Genomic DNA, 23,820 nt, shown 5'->3' on the forward strand with positions numbered 1-23,820 from the left:
TGCCATGCAAAATCCTGTAAAAGAAAGGATTCGATGCGTCCTTTCTTGCAATATCCTTCGTCGCTCCGGCCCGGTTCGTCCGTTTGCACCGGATATTCCGCGTCCTGCGCCGACACCTGCTGCGTATCCTGCCAGGCTATTGAATTATCTTGGAAAATCTTCTTCCTGCGCAGCGGTCGCCATCGTCAGGCTTCTTTTCATGCGCAAGAATGCTGCATCTGCATCATTTTATTGCGAGACATGGCGGCGCGAATCCAATATTCGGGCAGCGGCCGCCAGGCCCCTGGAAAAACGGAGGAGTTGATGAGCGCGACCCCTGATCGCAAGGGCCAGCTTGGCCCCGGTGACATCCGTGCCCGCAAGGGCGGCGAACCCGTGGTTTGCCTGACCGCCTATACCACGCCCATGGCCCGGCTGGTCGATGCGCATTGCGACATCGCGCTGGTCGGCGACAGCCTGGGCATGGTGCTGCATGGCCTGCCCTCGACCATCGGCGTCAGCATGGAGATGATGATCCTGCACGGCAAGGCGGTGGCACGGGGCTGCTCGCGCGCCTGCATCGTGGTGGACATGCCCTTCGGCAGCTATGAAGAGGGGCCGGAGCAGGCGTTCCGCAACGCCGCGCGGCTGATGGCCGAGACCGGCTGCCAGGCGGTCAAGCTGGAGGGCGGGCGCCACATGGCCGAGACGGTGGCCTTCCTGGTCGCACGCGGCATTCCGGTGATGGGCCATGTCGGGCTGACGCCGCAATCGGTCAATACGCTGGGCGGCTACAAGGTGCAGGGCCGCGGCCATCACGAGGCCGACCGCATCGCCGCCGATGCCGCGGCGCTGGCGGATGCCGGCGCCTTTGCCGTGGTGCTGGAAAAGCTGCCCGAGGCGCTGGGGCGGCGCATCACGCAAGAGATCGCCGTGCCGACCATCGGCATCGGCGCCGGCCTCGATTGCGACGGGCAGGTGCTGGTGGTCGACGACATGCTGGGGCTGTTCTCGGATTTCCGGCCGAAATTCGTCAAGCGCTATGCCGAGTTGGGCCAGGATGCCGATGCCGCCATCGCCGCTTATGCCGCCGAGGTCCGCGCCCGCCGCTTTCCCGGTCCCGAGCATGTCTTCGGCGAGGGCAAGCCCGCATGAACGCCCCGATCGTCCGGCCGCTGGCCGAGCTGCGCTCGATGGTTCGCGGCTGGAAATCGCGTGGCGAAACCATCGGCGTGGTGCCGACCATGGGCGCGCTGCACGAAGGGCACCTGAGCCTTGTGCGCGCGGCGCGTGCCAGCTGCGACCGGGTGATCGTGACCCTGTTCGTCAATCCGCGCCAGTTCAACAATACCGAGGATTACGCGAAATATCCGCGCACCGAGCATACGGATGCGGCGTTGCTTGCCCCGCTGGGCGTCGATGCGCTGTTCGTGCCCGACGGCGATGAGGTCTATCCGCCGGACCACGCCACGGTGATCTCGGTCTCGGGCGTGACCGCGCCGCTGGAAGGGGCGCATCGTCCGGGCCATTTCGACGGCGTGGCCACGGTGGTGACGCTGCTGTTCAACATGACCCAGGCCGACCGGGCGTTTTTCGGGGAAAAGGACTGGCAGCAGCTGCAACTGGTGCGGCGGCTGGTTCAGGATCTGAAGCTGCCGGTCGAGATCGTGCCCTGCCCCTGCGTGCGGGCCGAGGATGGGCTGGCGCTGTCCTCGCGCAACCAGCGGCTGACGGCCGAGGGGCGCACCCGCGCCGCCGCCCTGCCCCGGACGCTGTTCGAGGTAGCACGCCGGATCGAAGCGGGTGCGCCGACAGCCGAGGCATTGGCGTTGGCACAGGAAGGGCTGGAGGCGGCCGGCATCGGGCCGGTCGAATACCTGGAACTGCGCGACGGCGAAACCCTGGGCGAGCCGCAGCTTGGCCGACCGGCGCGGCTGCTGGTGGCGGCCTGGCTGGACGGGGTGCGGCTGATCGACAACGTGGCCGTTACACTGCGCTGACAGGTTCCAAGCCGGCGGGCATTACCGCCCGGCCGCGCGGCTGTGTCAGGAGTATTTGGGGAACGAAGAAGCCGCCTCGGGCGGTGCCGCGTCGAGATGCAACTCGGCCAGAAAGCCGGGATGGGCGTTTGCAAGTCGCAATTCGCCCTGCGCAGCATCGACGATGTCGGCGACCACGGCCAGGCCGATGCCCTGCCCTTCGCCGCTGGGGTCGAGGCTCAGGCCGCGCCGGGTCAGCCGTTCCAGATCCGCCTCGGGCACGCCGGGGCCGTCGTCCTGGACGGAGATGACGACGCGGTTGCCTTCGGGGCGGGCCGCGACCTGGACGGTTTCACGGGCATGGCGCATGGCGTTTTCCAGCAGCGCGCCAAGCGCCTCGGTCAGGTCGTCGGGGTCGATGCGGGCGCAAAGCCCGGGCGGAGCCGAAAGCCGCCAGTCGATCCCGGCGCCCAGCGGCGTGCGGCGCAGCACGTCGACCAGCTTGGCCGCGATCCAGCCGGGCTCACTTCCCCCCGGCGCATTCCGCCCCGACTGGATGCGGGCGCGGGCCAGTTCGCGATCGACATGGCGGCGCATCTGATTGGCGACGGTTTCGATGCTGCGGGCGATCTCGGCCTCACCATTGCCGCGCAGCCGCGCCGCATCGCCCAGCAGCGCCTGCAGCGGCGTCTTGAACCCATGCGCCAGGTTGGCGGCGCGGTGGCGGGCGCGGTCCAGTTCCCGGTCGCGGGCGTCCAGCAGCTTGTCGATCTGGGTCGCCAGCGGGACGACCTCGGCCGGCAAGTCCTGGCCGATGCGCGGCCGCGCACCCGAGACCAGCGCCGCCACCCGCCCGCCCACCTGCCCAAGCGGGCGCAGCCCAACGGTGATCTGCACCCAGCTGGCCAGCAGCAGCGCCGCGCCCAAGAGGCCCAGATAGGGCAGCAGGTCGCCCAGAAAGCCGCGCCGGGCCAGCACCAGCTCATCCCGATCCGAGGCGACGACGATGCGCAGCGGCACCGCGTCCGGGCCGCGGCCGACCATCAGGCTTTGCTCGACCGCAAGCAGCGGCTCGCCCCGCGGGCCGGGCAGCGTCAGCACCGCGCTTTGGCCCGGCCTTGGCGCGGCCTGGTCGCCCGGCAGCGTATAATCCCAGAGCGAGCGCGAGCGGCGCAGCTCGTCGCCCAGCATGAGCTGCCAGTAATGGCCCGAGAAGGGTTGGTCGTAAAGCGGATCGTCGGGGGGCGCGCGCAGGCTGGCGCCGGCCGCGCCGCCGGGCCGCACCATGGCGGCCAGCGCCAGCGCACGGTCCTGGAGGTCGGCGACGGCGACGCGCTCGACATGGCGCTCGAACAGCACGGCAAGGCCCATGCCCGACAGCGCCAGGGCCAGCGCGATGGCCAGCGCCCCCGCCAGCACCAGCCGCCAGCGGATCGAGCGGATCATGCCCGGCCCTGCACCTGACCGGCCCCGTCCTCCAGATGATAGCCGAACCCGCGCCGGGTGCCGATGACGCCGGGCCCCAGCTTGCGGCGCAGCCGGGTGATGATGGCCTCGATGGCGTTCAACTCGCGCGACTCGTCGTCGCCGTAGAGATGCTCCAGCAATTCGGTCGGCGGCACGATACGGTCGCGGTTCAGCGCCAGATAGGAGACCAGCCGAAGCTCCAGCGGCGTGACCGCGACGGGGATGCCGTCGATGGCGGCGGTCATGCGGTTCAGGTCCACCGTCAGCCGCCCGACCTGCTGGGTCGCATTGCCCCGCCCGCCGGCGCGGCGCACCAGGGCGCGGGCACGGGCGATCAGTTCCTCCATGCGAAAGGGCTTGGGCAGGTAGTCGTCGGCGCCGGCATCGATGCCCTCGACCCGCTCGGTCCAGGCGCCGCGCGCGGTCAGGATCAGCACCGGGGTTTCGCAGCCCTCGGCCCGCCAGCGTTTCAGCACCGTCAGCCCGTCCAGCCGCGGCAGGTTCAGGTCCAGCACGATCAGGTCGTAATCCTCGGTGCCGCCGCGGAACCAGGCGGTCTCGCCATCGGCGACGGTCTCGACCAGAAAGCCCGCCGCCTTCAGCGCACGGTCCAGATCGGCGGCGATCCGGGGCTCATCCTCGACGATCAGGGCGCGCATCAGTCCTCGTCATCCTGGTCCAGGGCAAGGATACGTCCCGAGGCCGCGTCGATCTCGACCTCGATCAGGCGGCCGTCCGGGGTCACGAGTTCGATCTCATAGATCGTCATGCCGTCCTCCTCTTCAAGCTCGACCTCGCTTACCCGTCCGGGCTGCGTCTCGTGCAGCCGCGCCAGCACCTCGGCAAGCGGCAGGATCCTACCCTGCTCGACGGCATCGCGGGCATATTCGAAATCCGGCCCGGCGATATCCTGCCCGACCGTCGGGAACGGCGACAGCGAAAAGAACAGCGCGAATGCGGCAAGCGATCTCATGGGCCCGTCATAGCCGCAAGGAACTGACAGGCGACTGACAAAAGCCGGCGGCGAAGCTTGCAGCGGGCGCGACGTGCCGAAGCGGCAACAACCCCGGATCGGCGCCTTTCCGCCGGGCACGCGGTTTCTGACAAATCCCTGACAGGCCGGGTCAGAAGGCTGTCAGCCGGGCTGTGGCATGTCTCGCCCATCATCTTTGCGGCCGGGCGACCCGGACGCCGACACACAGGAAAGGACCACGGACATGGTGCGCAAGATCGGGACGAATTTCGCGGATGTGCTGAACGGCACGAAATTCAACGACTGGCTGTCGGGGCTGGGGGGCCATGACCAGCTGTCGGGCTTTGGCGGCAACGACAGGCTGCATGGCGGCGACGGCGACGACACGCTGAAAGGCGGCAATGGCAATGACGAGTTGGAGGGCGGCCGCGGCAACGACCGGCTATATGGCGGCAACGGCCGGGACGAGCTGGAAGGCGGTGCAGGCAACGACACCCTGTATGGCGGCGACGGCAATGACGAGTTGGAAGGCGGCGCCGGTGCCGACAGGCTTTACGCCGGAGCGGGCCGCGACGAGCTTGAAGGCGGCGCGGGCAACGACATCCTGTATGGCGGCGACGGCAATGACGAACTGGATGGCGGTTCCGGCAACGACCGGCTGAATGGCGGCAACGGCCGGGATCGGCTGGAGGGCGGCCGCGGCAACGACATCCTGACCGGCGGCGCCGGCGCCGATGTCTTCGAATTCGAGCGCGGCGACGGCCGCGACACCATCACCGATTTCCAGAACGGCATGGACCGGCTTGATTTCGACGATTTTAGCCGGACGCAGGTGCAGGCAATCATCGACAATGCCCGGCAGGTTGGTGACGATCTCGTGCTGCGGCTGTCCGCCGATACCACCATCACCATCGACGACATGCAGAAATCGCAACTCGACATGAGCGATTTCATCTTCTGAGCCGGCTCTCCGGCAGCCGGGATGATGCCGCCGCAACTCCCATGCGGCGGCATATATATTATGTATTACAGCTAACTGCCTTGAGTATTTGAAGCAAATTCAAGATCGCCTCACCCGCATACCCATGACCCTCAGGCTTGCCCGATCCTGACCTTGCCGCCGCTGATCGCCAGCGGCACGGCATCCAGTCCGCAATCGGCGCCCTGCACGGCCTCACCGCTGGCGATGTCGAACATCGCGCCATGGGCGGTGCACATCAGCCGCGTCCCATCGGCCGAGACGATCTGATCGCCGCGGTGATCCAGCGGCAGATACTGGTGCGGACAGGCATTCACATAGGCCCGGATGCCCTCCCCCAGCCGCACCAGCAGCAAGGGAAAGCGGCCATTGCGGCTTTCCACGGTCAGGCAGCGGATACGGTCCAGCTCGGCCTCGTCGCAGATCTCGGTCCCGGCGGGCGGGGCCGAGGCATAGTCGGTCCAGCCCATCGGTCACTCGGCCGCGTCGATCTTGAGCACGCCGCGGCGGACCTGGTCCTCTTCGATCGACTCGAACAGGGCGCGGAAATTGCCCTCGCCGAAGCCGTCGTCGCCCTTGCGCTGGATGAACTCGAAGAAGATCGGCCCGATCACGGTTTTCGAGAAGATCTGCAGCAGCACCCGCGTCATGCCGCCGCCCACGACGCCTTCGCCGTCGATCAGGATGCCGTGCTTCTTCATGCGCTCGATCGGCTCCTGGTGGCCCTTAACCCGGCGATGCGACATCTCGTAATAGGTATCGGGCGGGCCGGGCATGAACTCCATGCCGGCCGCGGCGATCTGGTCGGTGCCGGCATAGATGTCCTCGCTGGCGACGGCGATGTGCTGGATGCCCTCGCCCTTGTATTCGCGCAGGTATTCCTCGATCTGGCTGTGGTCGTCGGTCGATTCGTTGATCGGGATGCGGATCTTGCCGTCGGGCGAGGTCAGCGCCCGGCTGACCAGCCCGGTCTGCTTGCCCTTGATGTCGAAATACTTGATTTCGCGAAAGTTGAACGTGTCGTGGTAGAACTTGTACCAGGTATCCATGTTCCCGCGCACCACGTTATGCGTCAGGTGGTCGAGATAGTAGAAACCGAAACCCTCGGGGCGCGGGTCCGGCTCGCCCAGCCAGTCGTAATCGGCATCATAGGCGCTGCCCGCATCGCCGTAACGGTCGATGAAATACAGCAGAGAGCCGCCGATGCCCAGGACCGCCGGGGCGTCGATGGATTTGCCCGCACCCGTATATTCCTTGGCGCCCAGGTCCAGCGCACGCCTCAGGGCTGCCTGCGCATCGACCACGCGCCAGGCCATGGCCGGGGCGCAGGGACCGTGTTCACGCACGAAAGCGGCGGCATGGCCCTCGGGATCGGCGTTCAGCAGATAGTTGATGTCGCCTTGCCGATACAGCGTGATGTCCTTGCGCTTGTGCCGGGCCACCGGGACAAACCCCATCTGGCGAAAGATGCGGTCCAGGATCTCGGGCTGCGGATGGGCGAATTCGACGAATTCGAACCCGTCGGTGCCGGCGGGATTGCTGGGGCTGATCGTGGCTTTCGGGGCGTCATGCGGGAACGGTCCCATGGCGTCTCCTCCTGTGTTCGCGTGTCTGGAACCATGATCGCGCGAATGCGATGCAATCCGGGCGCAAACTGTGCCATGATCGGGGCGCGCAGGCATGAAATGCGCATGAGGGGGCAAATCAATGCAAGAAACCCGCATGGATGGATTCGATATCGCCATTCTCAACGCACTCCAGCGCGACGGGGGAATGACCAATGCCGCGCTGGCCGAACTGGTGAACCTGTCGCCCTCGCAATGCTCGCGCCGGCGGGCTGCGCTGGAGGAAGCGGGCGTGATCGAGGGGTATGCCGCGCGCCTGAACCCGCAGAAGCTGGGCTTCGGGCTGCGCGCCATCATCCGCGTGAACCTGCGCAGCCATGGCCAGGGCAAGGAGGACGATTTCGCCCGCTTCGTCGCCGCGCATCCGCAGATCCGCTCGGCCTTTTCGGTTTCGGGCGATGCCGATTACATCCTCGACGTGCGGTTGCGCGATCTGGAGGCGTTTTCCGATTTCATCCATCGCCACCTGCTGCCGCAGCCGCAAGTCGCGCAGGTGCGTTCCGAAATCGTGCTGAAAACGCTCAAGGACGACCGCAGCCTGGTTCTGGCCTGAGCCATGGGGCAAGTCCCGCCCTTGCCAAGACCGGCCAAGGGGTCGATAAACCGCCCTTCCCGTCCACCCCGAGAGGCCGTCTTGTCCCAGCGCCCCATCACCACCGTCCCTGCTCTGGTCGAGGCCGGGCTGGCCGATCCCGCCCGTGCCGAGGTGCTGGACAAGGTGGCGGCCGAGTTCCGCATCCGCATCTCGCCCGCCATGCGCGAGGCCATGGGCGCACCCGGCGACGGCATCGCCGCGCAATTCGTGCCCGATGCGCGCGAGTTGCAGATCCGTCCCGAGGAACTGGCCGATCCGATCAGCGACGCGGCCTTCAGCCCCACGCCCGGCCTGACGCATCGCTATCCCGACCGGGTGATCCTGCATGTCACCAGGACATGCGAGGTCTATTGCCGCTTCTGCTTTCGCCGCGAGGTGGTGGGCGAGGAAGGCACCCTGCCCGAGCCCGATCTGGCTGCGGCGCTGGACTATGTCGCCCGCACCCCGGCGATCCACGAGGTGATCCTGACCGGCGGCGACCCGATGGTGCTGTCGCCGCGCCGCATCGCGGCGTTGATGGCCCGGTTGGAGGCGATCCCGCATGTCGACATCGTCCGCTTCCATACCCGCGTGCCGGTGGTGGCGCCCAGCCGCATCGATGCGGCGATGCTGGCGGCGCTGCATCCCCGGCGGCTGGCGGTCTGGGTGGTGATCCATACCAACCACGCGCAGGAGTTGACGGCCGGGGCCCGCGCCGCGCTGGCCCGGCTGGCCGATGCGGGCATTCCGCTCTTGTCCCAGACCGTGCTGCTGAAGGGTGTGAATGCCGATCCCGAGGTGCTGACCGATCTGTTCCGGGCGCTGATCCGCAACCGGGTCAAGCCCTATTACCTGCATCATTGCGACCTGGCGCGCGGCACCGGCCATTTCCGCACCACCATCGCCGAGGGCCAGGCAATCATGGCGGGATTGCGCGGGCGGCTGTCGGGGACATGCCTGCCGACCTATGTGCTGGATCTGCCGGGCGGGCACGGCAAGGTGCCGCTGGGACCGGATCACGTCAAGGAAACCGGCCCCGGCCGCTATCTGATCCGCGACTGGCGCGGAAAGGATCACGAATATCGCGACCTGGAGGATTGAGGGCGGCGACAACGTGTCGCCGCCCCCAGGATCGGAAGCGCATCCCGGGTTGCCTGCCTACGCCCCCCGGGGTCGCCTTGTCCTGTCAGGCAGTCGCGGCGCGCAGCGCCTTGCGGCGTGCCACGCGCTCGCGGATCGCCTCGACATCCGTGATCGGAGTCGCGGCGAAAAGCTCGCGCGTATAGGGATGCTTGGGGTCGGCAAAGACCTCTTCCCGCGTGCCCTGCTCGACCGCCTCGCCCTTGTTCATCACCAGCACGTCGTCGGCGATATAGCGCACCACCGACAGGTCGTGGCTGATGAAGACATAAGCCAGGTTGAACTCTTCCTGCAGGTCGGCGAGCAGGTTCAGAACCTGCGCCTGCACCGACAGGTCCAGCGCCGAGACCGGCTCGTCCAGCACCAGCAGCGTCGGGTTCAGCATCAAGGCGCGGGCGATGGCGATGCGCTGCCGCTGCCCGCCCGAGAACATGTGCGGATAGCGGTTGAACACCTCGGCCGGCAGGCCGACCTTGACCAGCATCTCCTCGGCGCGGCGGCGGCGCTCGGCAGAGGGCGTGTCGGTGTTCAGAAGCAGCGGCTCCATCAGCACGTCGCCGATCTTCTGGCGCGGGTTCAGGCTGCCATAGGGGTTCTGGAACACCATCTGCACCTTGGAGCGCATCTCGCGCGTCAGCCGCGCCTTGGCGATATCGACCGGCTTGCCCTCGATCATGAGTTCGCCGCCCGAGGCCGGATCGATCAGCGCGATGATCCGCGCCAGCGTCGACTTGCCGGACCCGGATTCGCCGACGATGGCCAGCGTCTTGCCGCGATCCACCGAGAAGTTGATGCCCTTGACCGCGCGCACCGTCTTGGCGGCGCGGGTCAGCGAGCCGGGGACGTAATAGTCGCGGACCAGGTTGCGACCTTCGACGACATGGGTTTCGGTGCTCATGGCTGCACCTCCGGTTCAAGGAAGCTGCCGACGGTGGGCAGCCGGTCGCCGGTGGCGTTTTCCGGCAGCGCCGAAAGCAGCGCACGGGTATAGGGATGCGAAGGCCGCTCGAACAGCGTCAGCACGTCGGCCTCTTCCATCTTCTTGCCCTTGTATTGCACCTGCACGCGGTCGGCCGTCTCGGCCACCACGCCCATGTCGTGGGTGATCAGGATCAGCGCCATGCCGGTCTGTTCCTGCAGCTTCATCAGCAGGTCCAGGATCTGCTTCTGGATCGTCACGTCCAGCGCCGTCGTCGGCTCGTCCGCGATCAGCAGGCGCGGGTTGGTGGCGATGGCCATGGCGATCATCACCCGCTGGCACTGGCCGCCCGACATCTGGTGCGGATAGGATTTCAGCTTTTCCTCGGGGTCGGGAATGCCGACCTGGCGGTAAAGCTCCAGCGCCCTCGCCCGCGCGGCCCGTTTCGACAGGCCCGCGTTGAAGCGCAGCACCTCCTCGATCTGGTAGCCGGTGGTAAAGGACGGGTTCAGCGAGGCGATGGGCTCCTGGAAGATCATGGTGATCTCGCGCCCGATGATACGGCGGCGCTGGCGCGGGGTCATGCGCAGAAGGTCCTGCCCGTCGAAGCTCATCTCGTCGGCGGTAACGGTGGCGGTGTCGGGCAGAAGCCCCATCGCCGCCAGCATCGAGACCGACTTGCCCGAGCCCGACTCGCCCACGATGGCCAGCACTTCGCCCTTGTCCACGGTCACGTCGATGCCGTCCACGGCGGTGAAGCTGCCGGTCGAGGTGGCGAAGCGGACGGTCATGTTGCGGATTGTCAGCAAGGCCATGGCTCAGCTCCGCTTCAGTTTCGGGTCGAGCGCGTCGCGCAGACCGTCGCCCATCAGGTTGATCGCCAGCACCGAGACCAGGATGGCAAGGCCCGGGAAGGTCACAACCCACCAGGCGCGCAGGATGAACTCGCGCGCCTCGGCAAGCATGGTGCCCCATTCCGAGGCCGGCGGCTGCGCGCCCATGCCAAGGAATCCCAGCGCGGCCGAGTCGAGCACAGCGCTGGAAAAGCTCAGCGTCGCCTGCACGATCAGCGGCGCAAGGCAGTTGGGCAGGATGGTCTTGAACATCAGCCGCAGGTTCGACGCGCCCGCCACCTTGGCGGCGGTGACATATTCGCGCGCCTTCTCGCTCATCACCGCGGCGCGGGTCAGGCGGGCGAAATGCGGCTGGTAGACGATGGCGATGGCGATCATCGCATTGGTCAGGCCCGGCCCCAGGATGGCGACCAGCACCAGCGCCAGCAGCAGCGAGGGAAAGGCCAGCACCACGTCCATGACGCGCATGATGACCGTATCCACCCAGCCGCCGAAGAAGCCGGCGACCAGGCCGATGATGATGCCGCCGGTCAGCGCGATGGCGACGACGACGATGCCGATGAACAGCGAATATTGCGCGCCGTAGATCAGCCGCGACAGCATGTCCCGGCCCACGGCATCGGTGCCCAGAAGGAAGCCCGCGCGGCCGCCATCCTGCCAGATCGGCGGCACCAGGAGCGCGTCGCGATATTGCTGGGTGGGATCATGCGGCGCGATCAGCGATGCAAAGATCGCGGTCAGCACCAGCAGGATGAAGACGACGAGGCCGATCACCGCGCCGCGGTTCTGGCTGAAGTAGAACCAGAACTCCCTGAGCATCCGGCGGCGGATGGCCGCGTCCGAAATCTTGACGGTGGTATCGGTCATTTGTGCCGGATCCTCGGGTTGATGAGACCATAGGTCAGATCGACGATCAGGTTCACGATCATCACGATGGCGGCGATCAGCAGCAGGCCCGACTGCACCACCGGATAGTCGCGGCGCGAGATCGAGTCGATCATCCACTTGCCGATGCCGGGCCAGGAAAAGATCGTCTCGGTCAGGATGGCGCCGGCCATCAGCACGCCGACCTGCAAGCCGATGGTGGTGATCACCGGGATCAGGGCGTTGCGCAGCGCATGCACGCCGATCACCCGACGGCGCGACAGGCCCTTGGCGCGGGCGGTGCGGACGTAATCCTCGCCCATCACCTCCAGCATGGCCGAGCGGGTCTGGCGCGCGATCACCGCAAGCGGGATGGTCGCCAGCACGATCGAGGGCAGGATCAGGTGGCTGACCGCCGAGGCGAAGGCGCCCTTCTGCCCCGAGATCAGGCTGTCGATCAGCATGAATCCCGTCACCTGCGGAAAGAAATACATCAGCGAGATGCGGCCCGAAACCGGCGTCCAGCCCAGCACGCCCGAAAACAGGATGATGAGCAGAAGCCCCCACCAGAAGATCGGCATCGAGAACCCGACCAGCGCCGCGGTCATGGAAAACTGGTCGAACCAGGAACCGCGCTTGATCGCCGCGATCACGCCCACGGGCACACCGATCACCGTGGCGATGACGATGGCCACCAGCGCCAGTTCGACCGTGGCCGGGAACAGCGCCAGGAACTCGGTCAGCACCGGCTTCTTGGTCACCAGCGAATTGCCCAGGTCGCCCTGCAGCAAGTTGCCGAGATAGTGGAGGTATTGCTGCCAGACCGGCTTGTCATAGCCGAGCTGCGCCGCGATCTGGGCGTAGCGCTCGGGCGAGACGCCGCGCTCGCCGGCCATCAGCAGCACGGGATCGCCGGGCAGCAGCCGGATGAAGCCGAAGGCCACCAGCGTGATCCCGATCATCGTCGGAACCAGGTAAAGCAGTTTCTTGAGGATGAATCTGAGCATCGAACCCTAACCTAAGGGCCGTGCAAGGAAGTTTCCCTGCACGGCCGCGAGAGTTTTCAATCCGGGCGCGACCTTATTCGGTCAGGTCCACGGTGTCGAAGGCATAGTCGCCCAGCGGCGATTGCACGAAGCCGGTCACGTTCTTGGCCATCGGCACGTATTGCGTCGAATGTGCCAGCGTGGCCCAGGGCGCCTCTTGCTTGAAGATGACCTGCGCCTCTTCGTAAAGCTTCACGCGCTCGTCGTGGTCCGAACTCGCCTTGGCCTTGGCCAGCAGGTCCGAGAACGCCTCGTTGCACCAGAAGGCGCGGTTCGCGCCGCCCGGATTGGCCGACGCGCAGCTGAGCAGCACCGACAGGAAGTTGTCGGGGTCGCCGTTGTCGCCGGTCCAGCCCAGGATGACGGCGCCCTTGCGGCCCTCTTCCATCGACTTCTTCAGGTATTCGCCCCATTCGTAGCTGACGATCTCGACCTTGACGCCGATCTTGGCGAAGTCGCTCTGGATCATCTCGGCCGTGCGGCGGGCGTTGGGCATGTAGGGGCGCTGCACCGGCATGGCCCAGACTTCCATGGTCAGGTCCTTGACGCCGGCTTCCTCGAGCATCGTCTTGGCCGCCTCGGGGTCGTATTTGTCGTCCTCGATGGCGTCGTTATAGGACCACATGGTCGGCGGGATCGGGTTCTTGGCGACCTCGGCATTGCCCTGATAGACGGCCTCGATCAGCGCCGGCTTGTCCAGCGCCATGTTCAGCGCCTTGCGGACCTGCGGATTGTCGAAGGGCGCGACGGTGGTGTTATAGGCCAGATAGCCCACGTTCAGGCCGGGCTGCTCGTCCAGCTTGAGGTTCGGATCGGCCCGGATCTCGTCCAGGTCGGCGGGCGCGGGATAGGGCATCAGGTGGCATTCGCCGGCCTTGAGCTTTTGCAGCCGCACCGATGCGTCGGGGGTGATGGCAAAGACCAGGTCGTCGACCTTGGGCGCCTCGCCCCAGTAATCGGCGTTCTTCTGGTAACGGATCACCGCGTCCTTCTGATAGGCGACGAAGCGGAAGGGGCCGGTGCCGATCGGCGCGTTGTTCAGATCCTCGCGGGTGCCGGCGGTTTCCAGCGTATCGGCATATTCCTTGGAGACGATCGAGACGAAGGGCATCGCCACATTGGCGAGGAAGGGCGCCTCGGGCTGGCTCAGGGTGAACTTGACCGTGTGATCGTCTACCTTTTCGATGGACTTGATCAGCTTGTCCATCTCCATCGACGAGTAATACTCATAGGTGATGCCGGGGATGTATTCGTGCCAGGGATGGTCGGCGCTGGCCTGGCGCTCGAAGGTGAAGATCACGTCGTCGGCGTTGAAATCGCGCGAGGGCGTGAACTTGTCGTTGGAGTGGAACTTCACGCCCTGGCGCAGGTGGAAGGTGTACTCCAGTCCATCCTCGGACACGTCCCAGCTTTCGGCCAGCGCGGGCTCGATCTCGGTGGTGCCGGGCTTGAACTGCACCAGGCGGTTGTAGACCGCGTGGCCAGAGGCATCGAAGGTGGTGCCCGATGTATAGGGCGCCGCGTCGAAGCCCTCGGGCGAACCTTCCGAGCAATAGACGAATGTCTTGGCATGCAGCGGTGCCGCAGCCATCAGCGCAAAGGCCGACGCCGCGAGCATGCGGGTGGAGAAGAACGACATAATGCCTCCCATGTCTAGAGATATTCCCTGACCTGATGCAAACGAATCTGCCTGACAGGTCAAGTGCTCTGCCGGGCCTTGTCGTCATTTTGCCGCGATGACGCAGCGAAACGCCGAAAATTTCGCCTGATTTACGGCGTTTCGCGGGCAGGCATCGGCAGGAAGAGGCAGACCGTTTCCGCGAAAGCGGACTGAACGGGTCCGTTCAAGCGTTGTCGCGCTGCCAGATCCAGTCGTGGTCGGGATGATTCTCATAGCGCCATTTGCGGATCGGCCCGGCCATGACATTCAGGTAATACATCTCGTAGCCATAGGGCACGCCGCAGGGATGATGGCCGCGCGGCACCAGCACGACATCGTGGTTCTGCACCGCCATGGTCTCATCGAGGCTGCCGTCGTCGGTAAAGACCCGCTGGATGCCGTAGCCCTGCGCCGGATTGAGCCTGTGGTAATAGGTCTCCTCCAGGTAGGTCATGCGGGGAAAGTCATCCTCATCATGGCGATGCGGCGGATAGCTCGACCAGTTTCCGTCCGGCGTGAAGACCTCGGTAACCAGCAGGCTGTCGCAGTAATCCTCGTTCTCCATGGCGATGTTGTTGATGAAGCGAGTGTTGGCGCCCTGCCCGCGCTGGGTCAGGCTGATGCCCTGGGGGCCGATGCGGCGCGCGGGATGGCCGCCCTTGCCGGGGGCGAGGCAGACGGCCAGGGTCAGCGGCGTCGCGGCCTCGGCCCGCCAGTCGCTGCCATCGGGCAGATAGAGGCAATGCGGCGGCGTCTTTTCGAACACGTCCATCCGCCCGCCCATCTCGCCCCAATCCTGCCCGGCACCGGCGATGCGGGCCTTGCCCTCGACGATGACCAGGATCGCCTCGTTGCCGCCGGTATGCCCCTCGGCCACTTCGCCTGGTTCCAGTCGCCAGAGGTCGAAGCCGACATGGGACCAGCCCGCATCCTCGGGAGTGACGTGATGGACAAGGCCGTGCCGGCCGGCCGGTTTGCGCAAGAGTTTCATCGGTCCTCGCTGCGGTTCAGGAAAAGCGCCACGAACAGATAGATGCCCGCGGCACCGAACAGGATGGCCCAGAAGAGCGCCCCGCTGGCGGCCTCGAACCCCGCCCAGAGCAGGGGCAGCAGGACGCAGAGGATACGGATCCAGAGCGGGCGGAAGAACGGGTGTTTCGGATCGACCAGCATGGCACCAGCCTAGTGCAGCCCGGCGGCACGCGCCATGTCCTTGAGCGATTTCAGGCCCAGGGATTGGTATTCCAGCGGGTTGCGCCGGTCCGGGTCCTGCTCGGCCTCGATCACCAGCCAGCCGTCGTAGCCGGCATCGGCCAGGATCTTCAGCAGCGGCTGGAAGTCGATGGCGCCTTCGGGGTCGCCCGGCACGGTAAAGGCCCCGGCCAGCACGCCCTGAAGAAAGCTCATGCCCTTGGCGCGCACCTCGTCCGTCACGGCGCGGCGGATGTTCTTGGCGTGGAAATGCGCGACGCGGCCGACATGCCTTTTCAGCACCGCCTCGGGGTCGCCGCCGCCGAAGGTGCAATGCCCGGTGTCGAACAGCAGATGCGTCGCCGGTCCGGTCGCGGCCATGAAGGCGTCGATCTCCTCGGGGCTTTCGACCACGGTGCCCATGTGGTGGTGATAGGCCAGCGTCACGCCCCGGCTTGCCAGGTATTGCGCGAATTCCTCCATCTTGCGGCCGAATTCCGCCATGTCCTCGGCCGTCAGGCGCGGGCGGGCGTTGACCGGAACGTCGGGCCGGCCATGCACGGTATTCGAGCATTCGCAGGCGATGCAGACCTTGCAGCCATTGGCCTCGAGCCTGGCCAGATGCTCCTGCACCGCCGCGATCTCTTCCTCGACCGAGCGGGTCAGCAGCGCGGTGGAATACCAGCCCGAGACGAATTTCAGCCCATAGCGGCCCAGCAGGTCCTTGAGCTGCTGCGGGTCCGAGGGCCAGCGATGGCCGTTCTCGATACCGTCGAAGCCGATGACCTCGCCAGCCTCGTGCAGGATCTGCTCGGTCGGGATATGGGCGCCGATGGACTGGTCGTCATCATTGGCCCAGGCGATGGGATTGGTTCCGAAAAGGATCATTCTTTCGAGCCTCAATTGACAAGCTGCTGTTTTTGCATCCAGGTTTCATATCTTTCGCGGGCGGCGCCCAGCTTGTCGCCCTGGCCGGTCTGGGGCACGGCGACGTCCCACCAGCCGCCGCCGATGCCGGCCCCGGTCAGGGCCTCGGTGTCGATGACGACGACGCTGGGGATGTCGCGGCCACGCGCGGCCCGGATCGCGGCCTCCAGCGCGGCGATGTCCGAAACCTTCTCGGCATGCGCCCCCATGCTGGCGGCATGGGCGACGAAGTCGATCTGCGGCTCTTCGACCACGTTCGAGCTGGCATACATGTTGTTGAATTCCTCGCCGCCGCATTCCTGCTGCAGCCGGTTGATGCAGCCATAGCCGCGGTTGTCGGTCAGCACGACGGTGAAGGGCACCTTCAGCATGACGGCCGTCGCCAGCTCGCTGTTGGCCATCATGTAGCTGCCGTCGCCGACCATGCAGATCACCTCGGCCTCGGGTCGGGCCATGGCGATGCCAAGCGCGCCGGCGACCTCGTAGCCCATGCAGCTGTAGCCGTATTCCATGTGATAGCCGCCGGGGCTCGCGCGCCACAGCACCTGCAAGGCGCCGGGCATGGTGCCGGCCGCGCACATCACCACGGTATTCTCGCCGGCGACGCGCTGCACCGCGCCGATCACCTGCGCATCCGAGGGCAGCCCGTCATGGTTCGGCGCCGCCATGGCCTTGTCGGCCAGCGCGAACCAGTCGGCGCGCGGCGCCGCGTCGGGTTCGGCAAAGCGATGCGCGCCAAGCGCGGCACCGATCCGCTCCAGCGCCACCCGGGCATCCGCGACCAGCGGCACCGCGCCGTGCTTGGCCGCGTCATAGCCCGTGAGGTTGATCGAGACCAGCCGCCGCGCCGGATTGGCGAAAGCCGTCCAGGAGCCGGTGGTGAAGTCCTGGAACCGCGTGCCGACGCCGATGATCAGGTCGGCCCGCGCGCAGGCGGCATTGCCGGCATCGGTGCCGGTAACGCCGGGCGAGCCGAGGTTCAATTCCTCGCGCCAGTCGATGGCGCCCTTGCCGGCCTGGGTCTCGACCACGGGAATGCGGTGGCGCCTGGCGAAATCCAGCAGCGCGGCCTCGGCCCCGGAATAGATCACGCCCCCGCCCGAGACGATCACAGGCCGCTCGGCCTTTCGGATCAGAGCGACGACCTCGGCCAGTTCGGCGGCATCCGGCTCGGGACGGCGGATGCGCCAGACCTTGGGCGCAAAGAACGCTTCGGGCCAGTCGTAAGCCTCGGCCTGCACGTCCTGGCAGAAGGCCAGCGTCACCGGCCCGCAATTCGCCGGATCGGTCATCACCTGCATGGCGCGCGGCAGCGCCGTCAGCAGATGCTCGGGCCGCGAGATGCGGTCGAAATAGCGGCTCACCGGACGGAAGCAGTCATTGGCGCTGACCGTGCCGTCGCCGAAATCCTCGATCTGCTGCAGGACCGGGTCGGGACGGCGGTTGGCAAAGACATCGCCCGGGATCAGCAGCAGCGGCAGGCGGTTCACATGCGCCAGCGCGGCGGCGGTCACCATGTTGGTCGCCCCCGGCCCGATGGAGCTCGTCACCGCCATGGCACGGCGGCGCTTTCTGGTCTTGGTCCAGGCGATGGCGGCATGGGCCATGGTCTGCTCGTTCTGGCCGCGCAGCGTCGGCAGGGCGTCGCCGATGCCATGCAGCGCCTCGCCGATGCCCGCGACATTGCCGTGGCCGAAAATCGCCCAGACCGCCTCGATGAAACGCTCGCCCTCCTCGGTCATCTGCACCGACAGCCAGCGCATCATCGCCTGCGCGGCGGTCAACCGGATCGTCCCGCTCATGCCTTGCCTCCTTGGCGCGCATCGGCGCCGATGTCCCATTTGACCCGATCTTCCGGGGTGAACCGGCCCGCCCCGCTCATGCCGCCACCTTCGCGGCCGCGCGGGCCCGGTCCCAAAGCGCGCAAAGGCGGCCATAGCGCCGACCCATCTCGGCCACGGCCTCGTCGTCGGTGCGGCGCCCAGCGAGCCAGTCGCGCGCCACATCGCCGAAGATCGTCCGGCCGACGGCAAAGCCCCGGACCAGGTCGTGCCGCGCCGCCTTTTCGAAACTGGCCGCCAGTTCGGCCTCGGCCGCGTCCAGCCCCAGCACGACGATGCCGCGCAGCCAGGGATCATGCGCCCGGATCGCCTCCACCGCCTGATGCCAGGCGGCATCGGATTGCAGCGGTTCCAGCTTCCACCAGTCGGGATAGACGCCGATCTCGTACCAGCGCCGGATCAGCGCCGCCGTGGTCCCGTCATCCACCGGCCCGACCTTGGAGGGGATGATCTCCAGCAGGAATTCCAGGTCATTGGCCCGCGCCGCCTGATAAAGCCGGGTGACGGTCGCCTCCTGGTCCGCGCGCGTCGCCGCGTCGTCGCCGGGATGGCAGAAGCACAGCACCTTGACCACCTGCCCCGCCGGCCATTCCATCAGCCCCTCGCAGGCCGCGCCCAGCTCCGGCTCCAGCCGCAGGGGACGCGAGCCCGGCCATTCGCAGGGCCGCCCGACCCAGAGCCCGGTGCCGGCCGCGGCATGCAGCGCCGCCCGTCCCAGCCGGTCGTCGCACAGGATGCCATGGCCCGGGCGGCCGTCCTGCACCGCCAGCGCGGCCTTCAGGCACAGCCGCTTGAAGGCGCCGATCCGTTCGGGCGTCGCGCCCTGCATCTCTTCCAACTGGATGCGGTGATCGAAGGCAAAGGCGCGGATGTCGCCTTGCAGCGGATGCAGGTTGGTGGCGCGGTGGATGCGCTCAAGCTCGGCATCCTTGCGCAGCGCCCGCTCTCGGATGCCGCGCCTGAGAAAGAACTCCAGCTCGGCCAGCGAGGGATAGGCGGGCGTGCAGCCATGCCGGCTGACGGCAAAGGCGCCGCAGGCATTGGCGTATTCCAGCGCCCGGGGCCAGGGCTCGCCGTCGAGCCAGCCCTTGAGCAGCCCGGACATGAAGCCGTCGCCGGCACCCAGCACGTTGAAGACCTCGATCGGAAAGCCCGGCCCGGTCTCGCCGCTGTCCCAGCCCTCGACGGCGCCGGTAAAGGCCACCGCACCCGCCGCGCCGCGCTTGCAGACCAGCACCGCAGGCGTCAGGGCGCGGACGGCCCGCAGCGCCGCAAGCGTGTCGGTCGAGCCGCCGGCGATATGGAACTCTTCCTCGGTGCCGACGATCAGGTCGAAAAGCGGCAGATGCGCCTGCAGCTTCGCCGTCACGCTGTCGCTGGCGATAAAGCGGTTCTCGCCGTCGCCATGGCCGGACAGCCCCCAGAGGTTGGGGCGATAGTCGATGTCCAGCGCCGTCTGCCCCCCCGCTTCGCGCGCCAGACGCAGCGCCTTGAGGACCGCCGCCTCGGTGCGCGGATGGCTCAGATGCGTGCCGGTGGCGACCACGGAGCGCGCTTCGGCGATCAGCCCCTCGTCGATGTCATCCTCGCACAGCGCCATGTCGGCGCAATTCTCGCGATAGAAGATCAACGGAAAGCTGTCCTCGTCGCGAATGCCCAGCAGGACAAGCGCCGTCAGCCGTTCGGGGTCGGTCGCGACGCCGCGCACGTCCACCCCCTCGCGCACCAGTTCCTCGCGCAGGAAGCGGCCCATATGCTCGTCGCCCACCCGGGTGATCAGTGCCGAGCGCAGCCCCAGCCGCGCCGTGCCACAGGCCATGTTGGTGGGCGAGCCGCCGACATATTTGCTGAAGGACCGCATGTCTTCGAGCCGGCCCCCGATCTGCGCGCCGTAAAGGTCGACCGAAGAGCGGCCGATGGTGATGACGTCCAACGTCCTGCTCATCCCTCAGCCCTCCACGGGTTCCGACAGGGCGGCGCGCAGGTGGTCCATGCTGGCGCGCAATGCCGCTTCGATATCGTCCAGCGCATGAACCTCGGGCGCGAAAGGCTCGAAGCTGACCGGCCCGTCATAGCCGTCGGCCAAAAGCGCGCGCAGTTGCGCCAGGTTCTCCAGCCGGTCGCCGGCGTCGACCAGCAGGCGATGGCCGTCCAGCATCTCGGCGACCGCCAGCGACGGATCGGTCACGCCCGAGACATGCACCAGCCCGGTGCGATGCGGGAAGAACGCGGTTTCGCCCGCCAGATGGTGGTGGAACGTGTCGTGCAGCAGGCGGAAGGCGTCGAAGCCGCCCGCCTCGGTGATGGCGGCGACGGCCTCGGCCTTGCGGCGCAGCGAGCTTTGCGGGAAGCCCAGCGGCTCGACCAGCCCGGTCAGCCCGCGCGGCTGCAGGATGGCGCGCAGCCTGTCCAGCGCCGCCACCGTCTGGGAATGGGCGATCTCGGTGCCGTCGTTCAGCGGGCACAGCACCAGCGCCTGCGCCCCTGCCCCGGCGGCGAAATCCGCCAGGCGCTCGGCGCGGCCGGCCAGATCCTCGCTCCATAGGTTGAAGGGATAGAGCGCGTTGACCGACAGGATGGCCACGCCGGCATCGGCAGCCATGCGGGCGACCTCGGCCGGGGCCAGCCCGGTCACGTCGGGCAGGTCGTTGCGGATCTCGACCTCGGTGCAGTCGAGGCGGCGGGCCAGGGCAAGGAACTCGGCCAGCGGCAGGCGCGGGGCGACGATATGGTTCAGGGCAAAGCGCATGGCGAACCTCAGGCGTAAAGGGCGGGACGGGCGGGCAGTTCGATCGCGACGGACTCGCCCCCGGCTTCCTGCGCGGCGACGCAGGCATCGGCGGTGACCGCGGCGACATAGCCGTCCCAGGCGGTCGGGCCGGCGGCGGTGCCCCTGGCGGCGGCCTTCAGGAAATCGGCCAGTTCATAGTCGTAGCTGTCGATGAAGCGGTCCTTCCAGTCCATCAGGATCGGCTGGCCAAGCACCGCGCCCGAACGGGTCTGGATGCCCATCGGCTCGGGCAGCCGGGCGATGCCGTCCTCGCCCACGATCTCGCACTGGATGTCGTAGCCGTAATGGCAGTTCACAAAGACCTCGACATCGATCACCACGCCCCGGGCAGTCTCCAGCACCACCACCTGCGGGTCGCGCAGCTTTTCATGGGCACGCGGCGACTTGCGCGGGAAGAGCACCCGGGCGCCGACATAGTCGTCGTCGAGCAGCCAGCGCAGCACGTCGATCTCGTGGATCAGCGTGTCGTGGATCGCCATCGGGGTCAGGTAGTTCTCGCCCACCCGCGGATTGCGATGCGCGGCATGCACCATCAGCGGCGCGCCGGTCACCTCGGCCACCGCCTTTTTCAGCGCGACATAGCCCGGATCGTAGCGGCGCATGAAGCCGACCTGCACCAGCCGCTTGCCGGCCGCCTCTTCGGCCTCGACGATGCGGCGCGCGCCTTCGGCGGTGGTGGCCAGCGGCTTTTCGCAAAAGCACGGCTTGCCGGCGGCGATGGCGGCCAGCACGTATTCCTCATGCGTCTGGCCCCAGGAACAGACGAGGATCGCATCCACCTCGGCATCGCGGATCAGCGCATGCGGGTCGTCGAAGATCCGCGCCTCGGGGGCATGGTCGCGCTGGCAGGCCTCGGCATTGGCACGGTTCACGTCGTTCAGCGCCGCGACCCTGGCGCCGGCCAGGACCTGGTTGATGCGCCGGGTATGGTCCTGGCCGATGGCGCCGGTGCCGATCACTCCGATCTTCAGGGTCATGCTCATTTGCTCCAATAGGTGTCGATGTAGCGCTGCATTTCGTTGCGCATGAATTTGCCGGACTGGTCGGCGCGGTCCTCCCAGGCAAAGACGCAGGCGGTCATGATGCCGTCGAAGCCGATCTCGGCCAGGGTGCCGAAGAAGTCGTCCCAGGGCACCTCGCCCTGGCCGATGTCGAGATGCTGGTGGATGCGCGCCTGCGTGCCCGGAGGGTTCAGGATATAGCGCAGGCCCGAGCTGGCCTTGTGGTTGAAGGTGTCGCCGACATGGACATGCGCCAGCACGTCGGCGGCCTCGCGCAGCATCGCCCGGGTGTCGTCGCCGAAATAATAGGTATGCGGCGCGCAATAGAGGAACTTCACCCGCGGCGAGTTCACCGTGCGGATGATGTCGAGCGCGGGCTGCAGCGTCTCGCACCAGTCCTCGGGATGGGGCTCGACATGCAGGTTGATGCCCTCGCGCTCGAAGATCGGCACCAGCTCTTCCATGCTGCGCCACCAGGCGTCCTCGCAAGCCTCGATCATCGAGCCGGTGTGGCAGCAGTAGCACGAGCCCTTGTCGGGATGCGGGCCGCGGCCGAATTCGCTGTTCATGGTGTCGACGCCCAGCTCGACCGCGATCTCGATGGCGCGCTTCCAGTGCTTGACGGCGGCCTGCCGCTCGGTCTCGTCATTGCTGGCCCAGCGATACATCGGCAGCAGGCTGGCGATGCCGACCTCGGCCTCGCGCAGCGCCTGCTTCAGCGCCTTGATGCGGTCGGGAAAGACGCGGGGCGCCTTGAACCATTCCAGAAAGTCGCCGCGCGGGCTCAGCTCGATCCAGTCGTAGCCGAGTTCCCTGACCTTTGCGGGGATCTGCTCCAGCGGCAGGTGGCGGTGCATGAAGGGGTCGATGGCGATTTTCATTGCGTCCTCAGAAAGTGACGGGCTGGCCGGTCTCGGCGGACCGGGCCATGCCGTGGATGATGCGTTCGATGACCAGGCCGTCAGTGAAGTCGGGCCAGGCGCGGGCGGTGCCGGCGATGGCCTGGCGCAGCATTTCCGCCTCGACCACCTTCTGCTCGTTGAAGCCGAAATTATGGCCGGCGGCCGGGCAGAAGGCGGCAAAGCCGGGCTGCGCCGGGCCGGTCAGGATGCGGCGGAAACCGTCCGCCTCGGGCGGGCCGGGCCGGTAGAGCCAAAGCTCGTTCATCCGCTCCTGGTCGAAGCGCAGCGTGCCCTCGGTGCACTGCACCTCCCATGCCAGGCGGCAGCGATAGCCGCGGGCCACCCGCGAGCAGGAGAATTCGCCCGAGGCGCCCGAGGCAAAGCGGATCAGCGCCTGGGCCTGGTCTTCGTTCTCGACCGGGGCCGTGCCGTCCTGATGTGGACGCCGGGCGATCACCGTGTCCATCTGCGCCTGGACCCGCGCCACCGGCCCCATCAGCGCCAGCATGACCGAGACCAGATGGCAGCCCAGATCCCCCAGCGCGCCCAGCCCGCCTTCGGCACTGGTCAGCCGCCAGCTCCAGGGCAGCTGCGGATCGGCCATGTAATCCTCGTCATAGATGCCGCGGAAATGGATCGGTCGGCCGATGGCGCCCGCGGCCACCATCTCGGCGGCGGCGCGGAAGGCGGGCGAGCGGGCGTAGTTGTAGCCCAGGATGGTGACGCGGCCCGAGGCGCGGGCGGCGGCCTCCATCGCCTCGGCATCCGCGACGGTCAGCGCCATGGGCTTTTCCAGCCAGACATGCTTGCCCGCCGCCAGCGCCGCCTCGGCCATCTCGCGATGCATGCCGTTCGGCGTGGCGATCGAGACCACGTCGACGGCCGGATCGCCGACCGCCGCGCGCCAGTCATCGGTGGCGCGAGCAAAGCCGAAGGCTGCGGCATGTTCGGCGGCCTTGCGGGCGGGCGTGTCGGCCAGCACCTCCAGCCGGGGCGGCAGGCCGCCGAATGCGGTGGCAAGATTGCGCCAGGCCATCGCATGGCACTTTCCCATGAACCCGGTGCCGATCAGGGCGACACCGAGGGATTTCTCCGTTGCGGTCATCGG

At 67.2% G+C, this 23,820-nt stretch carries 24 protein-coding genes; 5 read left to right on the forward strand and 19 right to left on the reverse strand.

Going from position 1 to position 23,820, the window contains the following annotated elements; translation table 11 throughout:
* Nucleotides 1-303: 303 nt before the first annotated feature.
* Nucleotides 304-1,134, forward strand: coding sequence for a 3-methyl-2-oxobutanoate hydroxymethyltransferase (gene panB / locus QPR87_RS20290; protein ID WP_011747952.1), 831 nt, complete (start codon nucleotides 304-306; stop codon nucleotides 1,132-1,134).
* Nucleotides 1,131-1,979: a pantoate--beta-alanine ligase gene (panC, locus tag QPR87_RS20295; protein WP_285051110.1), complete on the forward strand. Its 849-nt coding sequence runs from the start codon at nucleotides 1,131-1,133 to the stop codon at nucleotides 1,977-1,979. The genes panB and panC overlap by 4 nt, the downstream gene beginning before the upstream one ends.
* Nucleotides 1,980-2,024: 45 nt before the next feature.
* On the opposite strand, the gene QPR87_RS20300 is transcribed toward panC, so the two are convergent.
* The 3 genes from QPR87_RS20300 to QPR87_RS20310 are packed head-to-tail and all read right to left on the reverse strand — an operon-like array spanning nucleotide 2,025 to nucleotide 4,398.
* Entirely contained in the window at nucleotides 2,025-3,404 is a 1,380-nt protein-coding gene (locus QPR87_RS20300) for a sensor histidine kinase (protein WP_285051111.1), read from the reverse strand.
* Nucleotides 3,401-4,084, reverse strand: coding sequence for a response regulator transcription factor (locus QPR87_RS20305; RefSeq protein WP_285051113.1), 684 nt, complete (start codon nucleotides 4,082-4,084; stop codon nucleotides 3,401-3,403). The genes QPR87_RS20300 and QPR87_RS20305 overlap by 4 nt, the downstream gene beginning before the upstream one ends.
* On the reverse strand, nucleotides 4,084-4,398 hold the full coding sequence (locus QPR87_RS20310; protein ID WP_011747956.1) for a PepSY domain-containing protein: 315 nt from the start codon (nucleotides 4,396-4,398) through the stop codon (nucleotides 4,084-4,086). Before QPR87_RS20310 ends, QPR87_RS20305 begins: the two co-directional genes overlap by 1 nt.
* Nucleotides 4,399-4,642: 244 nt before the next feature.
* Here QPR87_RS20310 and QPR87_RS20315 point away from each other — a divergent pair, with 244 nt between their 5' ends.
* The gene (locus QPR87_RS20315) at nucleotides 4,643-5,359 is read left to right on the forward strand and encodes a calcium-binding protein (protein ID WP_285051114.1); all 717 of its coding nucleotides are present in this window, start codon (nucleotides 4,643-4,645) and stop codon (nucleotides 5,357-5,359) included.
* Between the two features lie 131 nt (nucleotides 5,360-5,490).
* Here the strand turns inward: QPR87_RS20315 and QPR87_RS20320 are convergent, their stop codons facing one another.
* Together QPR87_RS20320 and hppD are read right to left on the reverse strand one after the other, a co-directional pair.
* On the reverse strand, nucleotides 5,491-5,847 hold the full coding sequence (locus tag QPR87_RS20320) for a Rieske (2Fe-2S) protein (protein WP_011747958.1): 357 nt from the start codon (nucleotides 5,845-5,847) through the stop codon (nucleotides 5,491-5,493).
* 3 nt (nucleotides 5,848-5,850) lie between these two features.
* Nucleotides 5,851-6,963: a 4-hydroxyphenylpyruvate dioxygenase gene (gene hppD, locus QPR87_RS20325; RefSeq protein ID WP_285051115.1), complete on the reverse strand. Its 1,113-nt coding sequence runs from the start codon at nucleotides 6,961-6,963 to the stop codon at nucleotides 5,851-5,853.
* A 136-nt stretch (nucleotides 6,964-7,099) separates the two neighbouring features.
* On the opposite strand from hppD, the gene QPR87_RS20330 reads away from it, so the two are divergent.
* Together QPR87_RS20330 and QPR87_RS20335 are read left to right on the forward strand one after the other, a co-directional pair.
* A complete protein-coding gene (locus tag QPR87_RS20330) occupies nucleotides 7,100-7,555 on the forward strand; it encodes an Lrp/AsnC family transcriptional regulator (RefSeq protein WP_230999015.1) in 456 nt (151 codons plus the stop codon).
* 81 nt (nucleotides 7,556-7,636) lie between these two features.
* Nucleotides 7,637-8,677 (forward strand): lysine-2,3-aminomutase-like protein, encoded by a 1,041-nt coding sequence (locus QPR87_RS20335; RefSeq protein WP_285051116.1) that lies wholly within the window; start codon nucleotides 7,637-7,639, stop codon nucleotides 8,675-8,677.
* A gap of 85 nt (nucleotides 8,678-8,762) precedes the next feature.
* On the opposite strand, the gene QPR87_RS20340 is transcribed toward QPR87_RS20335, so the two are convergent.
* The 14 genes from QPR87_RS20340 to QPR87_RS20405 form a co-directional block, all read right to left on the reverse strand.
* Nucleotides 8,763-9,614 (reverse strand): ATP-binding cassette domain-containing protein, encoded by an 852-nt coding sequence (locus QPR87_RS20340; protein WP_285051117.1) that lies wholly within the window; start codon nucleotides 9,612-9,614, stop codon nucleotides 8,763-8,765.
* Nucleotides 9,611-10,450, reverse strand: a complete 840-nt coding sequence (locus tag QPR87_RS20345; RefSeq protein ID WP_011747963.1) for an ABC transporter ATP-binding protein — start codon at nucleotides 10,448-10,450, stop codon at nucleotides 9,611-9,613. Before QPR87_RS20345 ends, QPR87_RS20340 begins: the two co-directional genes overlap by 4 nt.
* Before the next feature lie 3 nt (nucleotides 10,451-10,453).
* Nucleotides 10,454-11,356, reverse strand: coding sequence for an ABC transporter permease subunit (locus tag QPR87_RS20350; RefSeq protein ID WP_011747964.1), 903 nt, complete (start codon nucleotides 11,354-11,356; stop codon nucleotides 10,454-10,456).
* On the reverse strand, nucleotides 11,353-12,360 hold the full coding sequence (locus tag QPR87_RS20355; RefSeq protein WP_011747965.1) for an ABC transporter permease subunit: 1,008 nt from the start codon (nucleotides 12,358-12,360) through the stop codon (nucleotides 11,353-11,355). Before QPR87_RS20355 ends, QPR87_RS20350 begins: the two co-directional genes overlap by 4 nt.
* A 73-nt stretch (nucleotides 12,361-12,433) precedes the next feature.
* The gene (locus tag QPR87_RS20360; RefSeq protein ID WP_285051120.1) at nucleotides 12,434-14,038 is read right to left on the reverse strand and encodes an ABC transporter substrate-binding protein; all 1,605 of its coding nucleotides are present in this window, start codon (nucleotides 14,036-14,038) and stop codon (nucleotides 12,434-12,436) included.
* A 205-nt stretch (nucleotides 14,039-14,243) separates the two neighbouring features.
* A complete protein-coding gene (gene iolB, locus QPR87_RS20365; protein ID WP_230999020.1) occupies nucleotides 14,244-15,050 on the reverse strand; it encodes a 5-deoxy-glucuronate isomerase in 807 nt (268 codons plus the stop codon).
* Nucleotides 15,047-15,232 carry a hypothetical protein gene (locus QPR87_RS20370; RefSeq protein ID WP_011747968.1) on the reverse strand — a complete coding sequence of 62 codons (186 nt, stop codon included), beginning with the start codon at nucleotides 15,230-15,232 and terminating at the stop codon, nucleotides 15,047-15,049. The genes iolB and QPR87_RS20370 overlap by 4 nt, the downstream gene beginning before the upstream one ends.
* 9 nt (nucleotides 15,233-15,241) lie before the next feature.
* Nucleotides 15,242-16,138, reverse strand: coding sequence for a myo-inosose-2 dehydratase (gene iolE / locus QPR87_RS20375; protein ID WP_285051122.1), 897 nt, complete (start codon nucleotides 16,136-16,138; stop codon nucleotides 15,242-15,244).
* 11 nt (nucleotides 16,139-16,149) lie between these two features.
* Nucleotides 16,150-17,979, reverse strand: coding sequence for a 3D-(3,5/4)-trihydroxycyclohexane-1,2-dione acylhydrolase (decyclizing) (gene iolD, locus QPR87_RS20380; RefSeq protein ID WP_285051123.1), 1,830 nt, complete (start codon nucleotides 17,977-17,979; stop codon nucleotides 16,150-16,152).
* A gap of 76 nt (nucleotides 17,980-18,055) precedes the next feature.
* Entirely contained in the window at nucleotides 18,056-19,963 is a 1,908-nt protein-coding gene (locus QPR87_RS20385; protein ID WP_285051124.1) for a bifunctional 5-dehydro-2-deoxygluconokinase/5-dehydro-2-deoxyphosphogluconate aldolase, read from the reverse strand.
* A gap of 3 nt (nucleotides 19,964-19,966) precedes the next feature.
* Entirely contained in the window at nucleotides 19,967-20,767 is an 801-nt protein-coding gene (locus tag QPR87_RS20390; RefSeq protein ID WP_285051125.1) for a TIM barrel protein, read from the reverse strand.
* 8 nt (nucleotides 20,768-20,775) lie between these two features.
* Complete coding sequence (locus tag QPR87_RS20395) at nucleotides 20,776-21,786, reverse strand: Gfo/Idh/MocA family protein (protein ID WP_011747973.1); 1,011 nt, start codon at nucleotides 21,784-21,786, stop codon at nucleotides 20,776-20,778.
* 2 nt (nucleotides 21,787-21,788) lie between these two features.
* Complete coding sequence (locus QPR87_RS20400) at nucleotides 21,789-22,691, reverse strand: sugar phosphate isomerase/epimerase family protein (protein ID WP_011747974.1); 903 nt, start codon at nucleotides 22,689-22,691, stop codon at nucleotides 21,789-21,791.
* A 7-nt stretch (nucleotides 22,692-22,698) separates the two neighbouring features.
* The gene (locus QPR87_RS20405; RefSeq protein ID WP_285051126.1) at nucleotides 22,699-23,817 is read right to left on the reverse strand and encodes a Gfo/Idh/MocA family protein; all 1,119 of its coding nucleotides are present in this window, start codon (nucleotides 23,815-23,817) and stop codon (nucleotides 22,699-22,701) included.
* Nucleotides 23,818-23,820 lie beyond the last annotated feature (3 nt).

This window comes from Paracoccus sp. SSJ, assembly GCF_030234105.1.
GTDB lineage: Bacteria > Pseudomonadota > Alphaproteobacteria > Rhodobacterales > Rhodobacteraceae > Paracoccus > Paracoccus denitrificans.

Excerpts from the sequence above, each read along its gene's own strand:
- QPR87_RS20345 (WP_011747963.1), bottom strand. The coding sequence starts at position 10,450 with ATGGCCTTGCTGACAATCCGCAACATGACCGTCCGCTTCGCCACCTCG.
- QPR87_RS20350 (WP_011747964.1), bottom strand. The coding sequence starts at position 11,356 with ATGACCGATACCACCGTCAAGATTTCGGACGCGGCCATCCGCCGCCGG.
- QPR87_RS20355 (WP_011747965.1), bottom strand. The coding sequence starts at position 12,360 with ATGCTCAGATTCATCCTCAAGAAACTGCTTTACCTGGTTCCGACGATG.
- QPR87_RS20395 (WP_011747973.1), bottom strand. The coding sequence starts at position 21,786 with ATGACCCTGAAGATCGGAGTGATCGGCACCGGCGCCATCGGCCAGGAC.
- iolE (WP_285051122.1), bottom strand. The coding sequence starts at position 16,138 with ATGATCCTTTTCGGAACCAATCCCATCGCCTGGGCCAATGATGACGAC.
- QPR87_RS20300 (WP_285051111.1), bottom strand. The coding sequence starts at position 3,404 with ATGATCCGCTCGATCCGCTGGCGGCTGGTGCTGGCGGGGGCGCTGGCC.
- hppD (WP_285051115.1), bottom strand. The coding sequence starts at position 6,963 with ATGGGACCGTTCCCGCATGACGCCCCGAAAGCCACGATCAGCCCCAGC.
- QPR87_RS20390 (WP_285051125.1), bottom strand. The coding sequence starts at position 20,767 with ATGCGCTTTGCCCTGAACCATATCGTCGCCCCGCGCCTGCCGCTGGCC.
- QPR87_RS20340 (WP_285051117.1), bottom strand. The coding sequence starts at position 9,614 with ATGAGCACCGAAACCCATGTCGTCGAAGGTCGCAACCTGGTCCGCGAC.
- QPR87_RS20305 (WP_285051113.1), bottom strand. The coding sequence starts at position 4,084 with ATGCGCGCCCTGATCGTCGAGGATGAGCCCCGGATCGCCGCCGATCTG.
- panB (WP_011747952.1), top strand. The coding sequence starts at position 304 with ATGAGCGCGACCCCTGATCGCAAGGGCCAGCTTGGCCCCGGTGACATC.
- QPR87_RS20320 (WP_011747958.1), bottom strand. The coding sequence starts at position 5,847 with ATGGGCTGGACCGACTATGCCTCGGCCCCGCCCGCCGGGACCGAGATC.
- QPR87_RS20370 (WP_011747968.1), bottom strand. The coding sequence starts at position 15,232 with ATGCTGGTCGATCCGAAACACCCGTTCTTCCGCCCGCTCTGGATCCGT.
- QPR87_RS20330 (WP_230999015.1), top strand. The coding sequence starts at position 7,100 with ATGGATGGATTCGATATCGCCATTCTCAACGCACTCCAGCGCGACGGG.
- QPR87_RS20310 (WP_011747956.1), bottom strand. The coding sequence starts at position 4,398 with ATGAGATCGCTTGCCGCATTCGCGCTGTTCTTTTCGCTGTCGCCGTTC.
- panC (WP_285051110.1), top strand. The coding sequence starts at position 1,131 with ATGAACGCCCCGATCGTCCGGCCGCTGGCCGAGCTGCGCTCGATGGTT.
- iolD (WP_285051123.1), bottom strand. The coding sequence starts at position 17,979 with ATGAGCGGGACGATCCGGTTGACCGCCGCGCAGGCGATGATGCGCTGG.
- QPR87_RS20405 (WP_285051126.1), bottom strand. The coding sequence starts at position 23,817 with ATGACCGCAACGGAGAAATCCCTCGGTGTCGCCCTGATCGGCACCGGG.
- QPR87_RS20385 (WP_285051124.1), bottom strand. The coding sequence starts at position 19,963 with ATGAGCAGGACGTTGGACGTCATCACCATCGGCCGCTCTTCGGTCGAC.
- QPR87_RS20400 (WP_011747974.1), bottom strand. The coding sequence starts at position 22,691 with ATGAAAATCGCCATCGACCCCTTCATGCACCGCCACCTGCCGCTGGAG.
- QPR87_RS20360 (WP_285051120.1), bottom strand. The coding sequence starts at position 14,038 with ATGTCGTTCTTCTCCACCCGCATGCTCGCGGCGTCGGCCTTTGCGCTG.
- iolB (WP_230999020.1), bottom strand. The coding sequence starts at position 15,050 with ATGAAACTCTTGCGCAAACCGGCCGGCCGGCACGGCCTTGTCCATCAC.
- QPR87_RS20315 (WP_285051114.1), top strand. The coding sequence starts at position 4,643 with ATGGTGCGCAAGATCGGGACGAATTTCGCGGATGTGCTGAACGGCACG.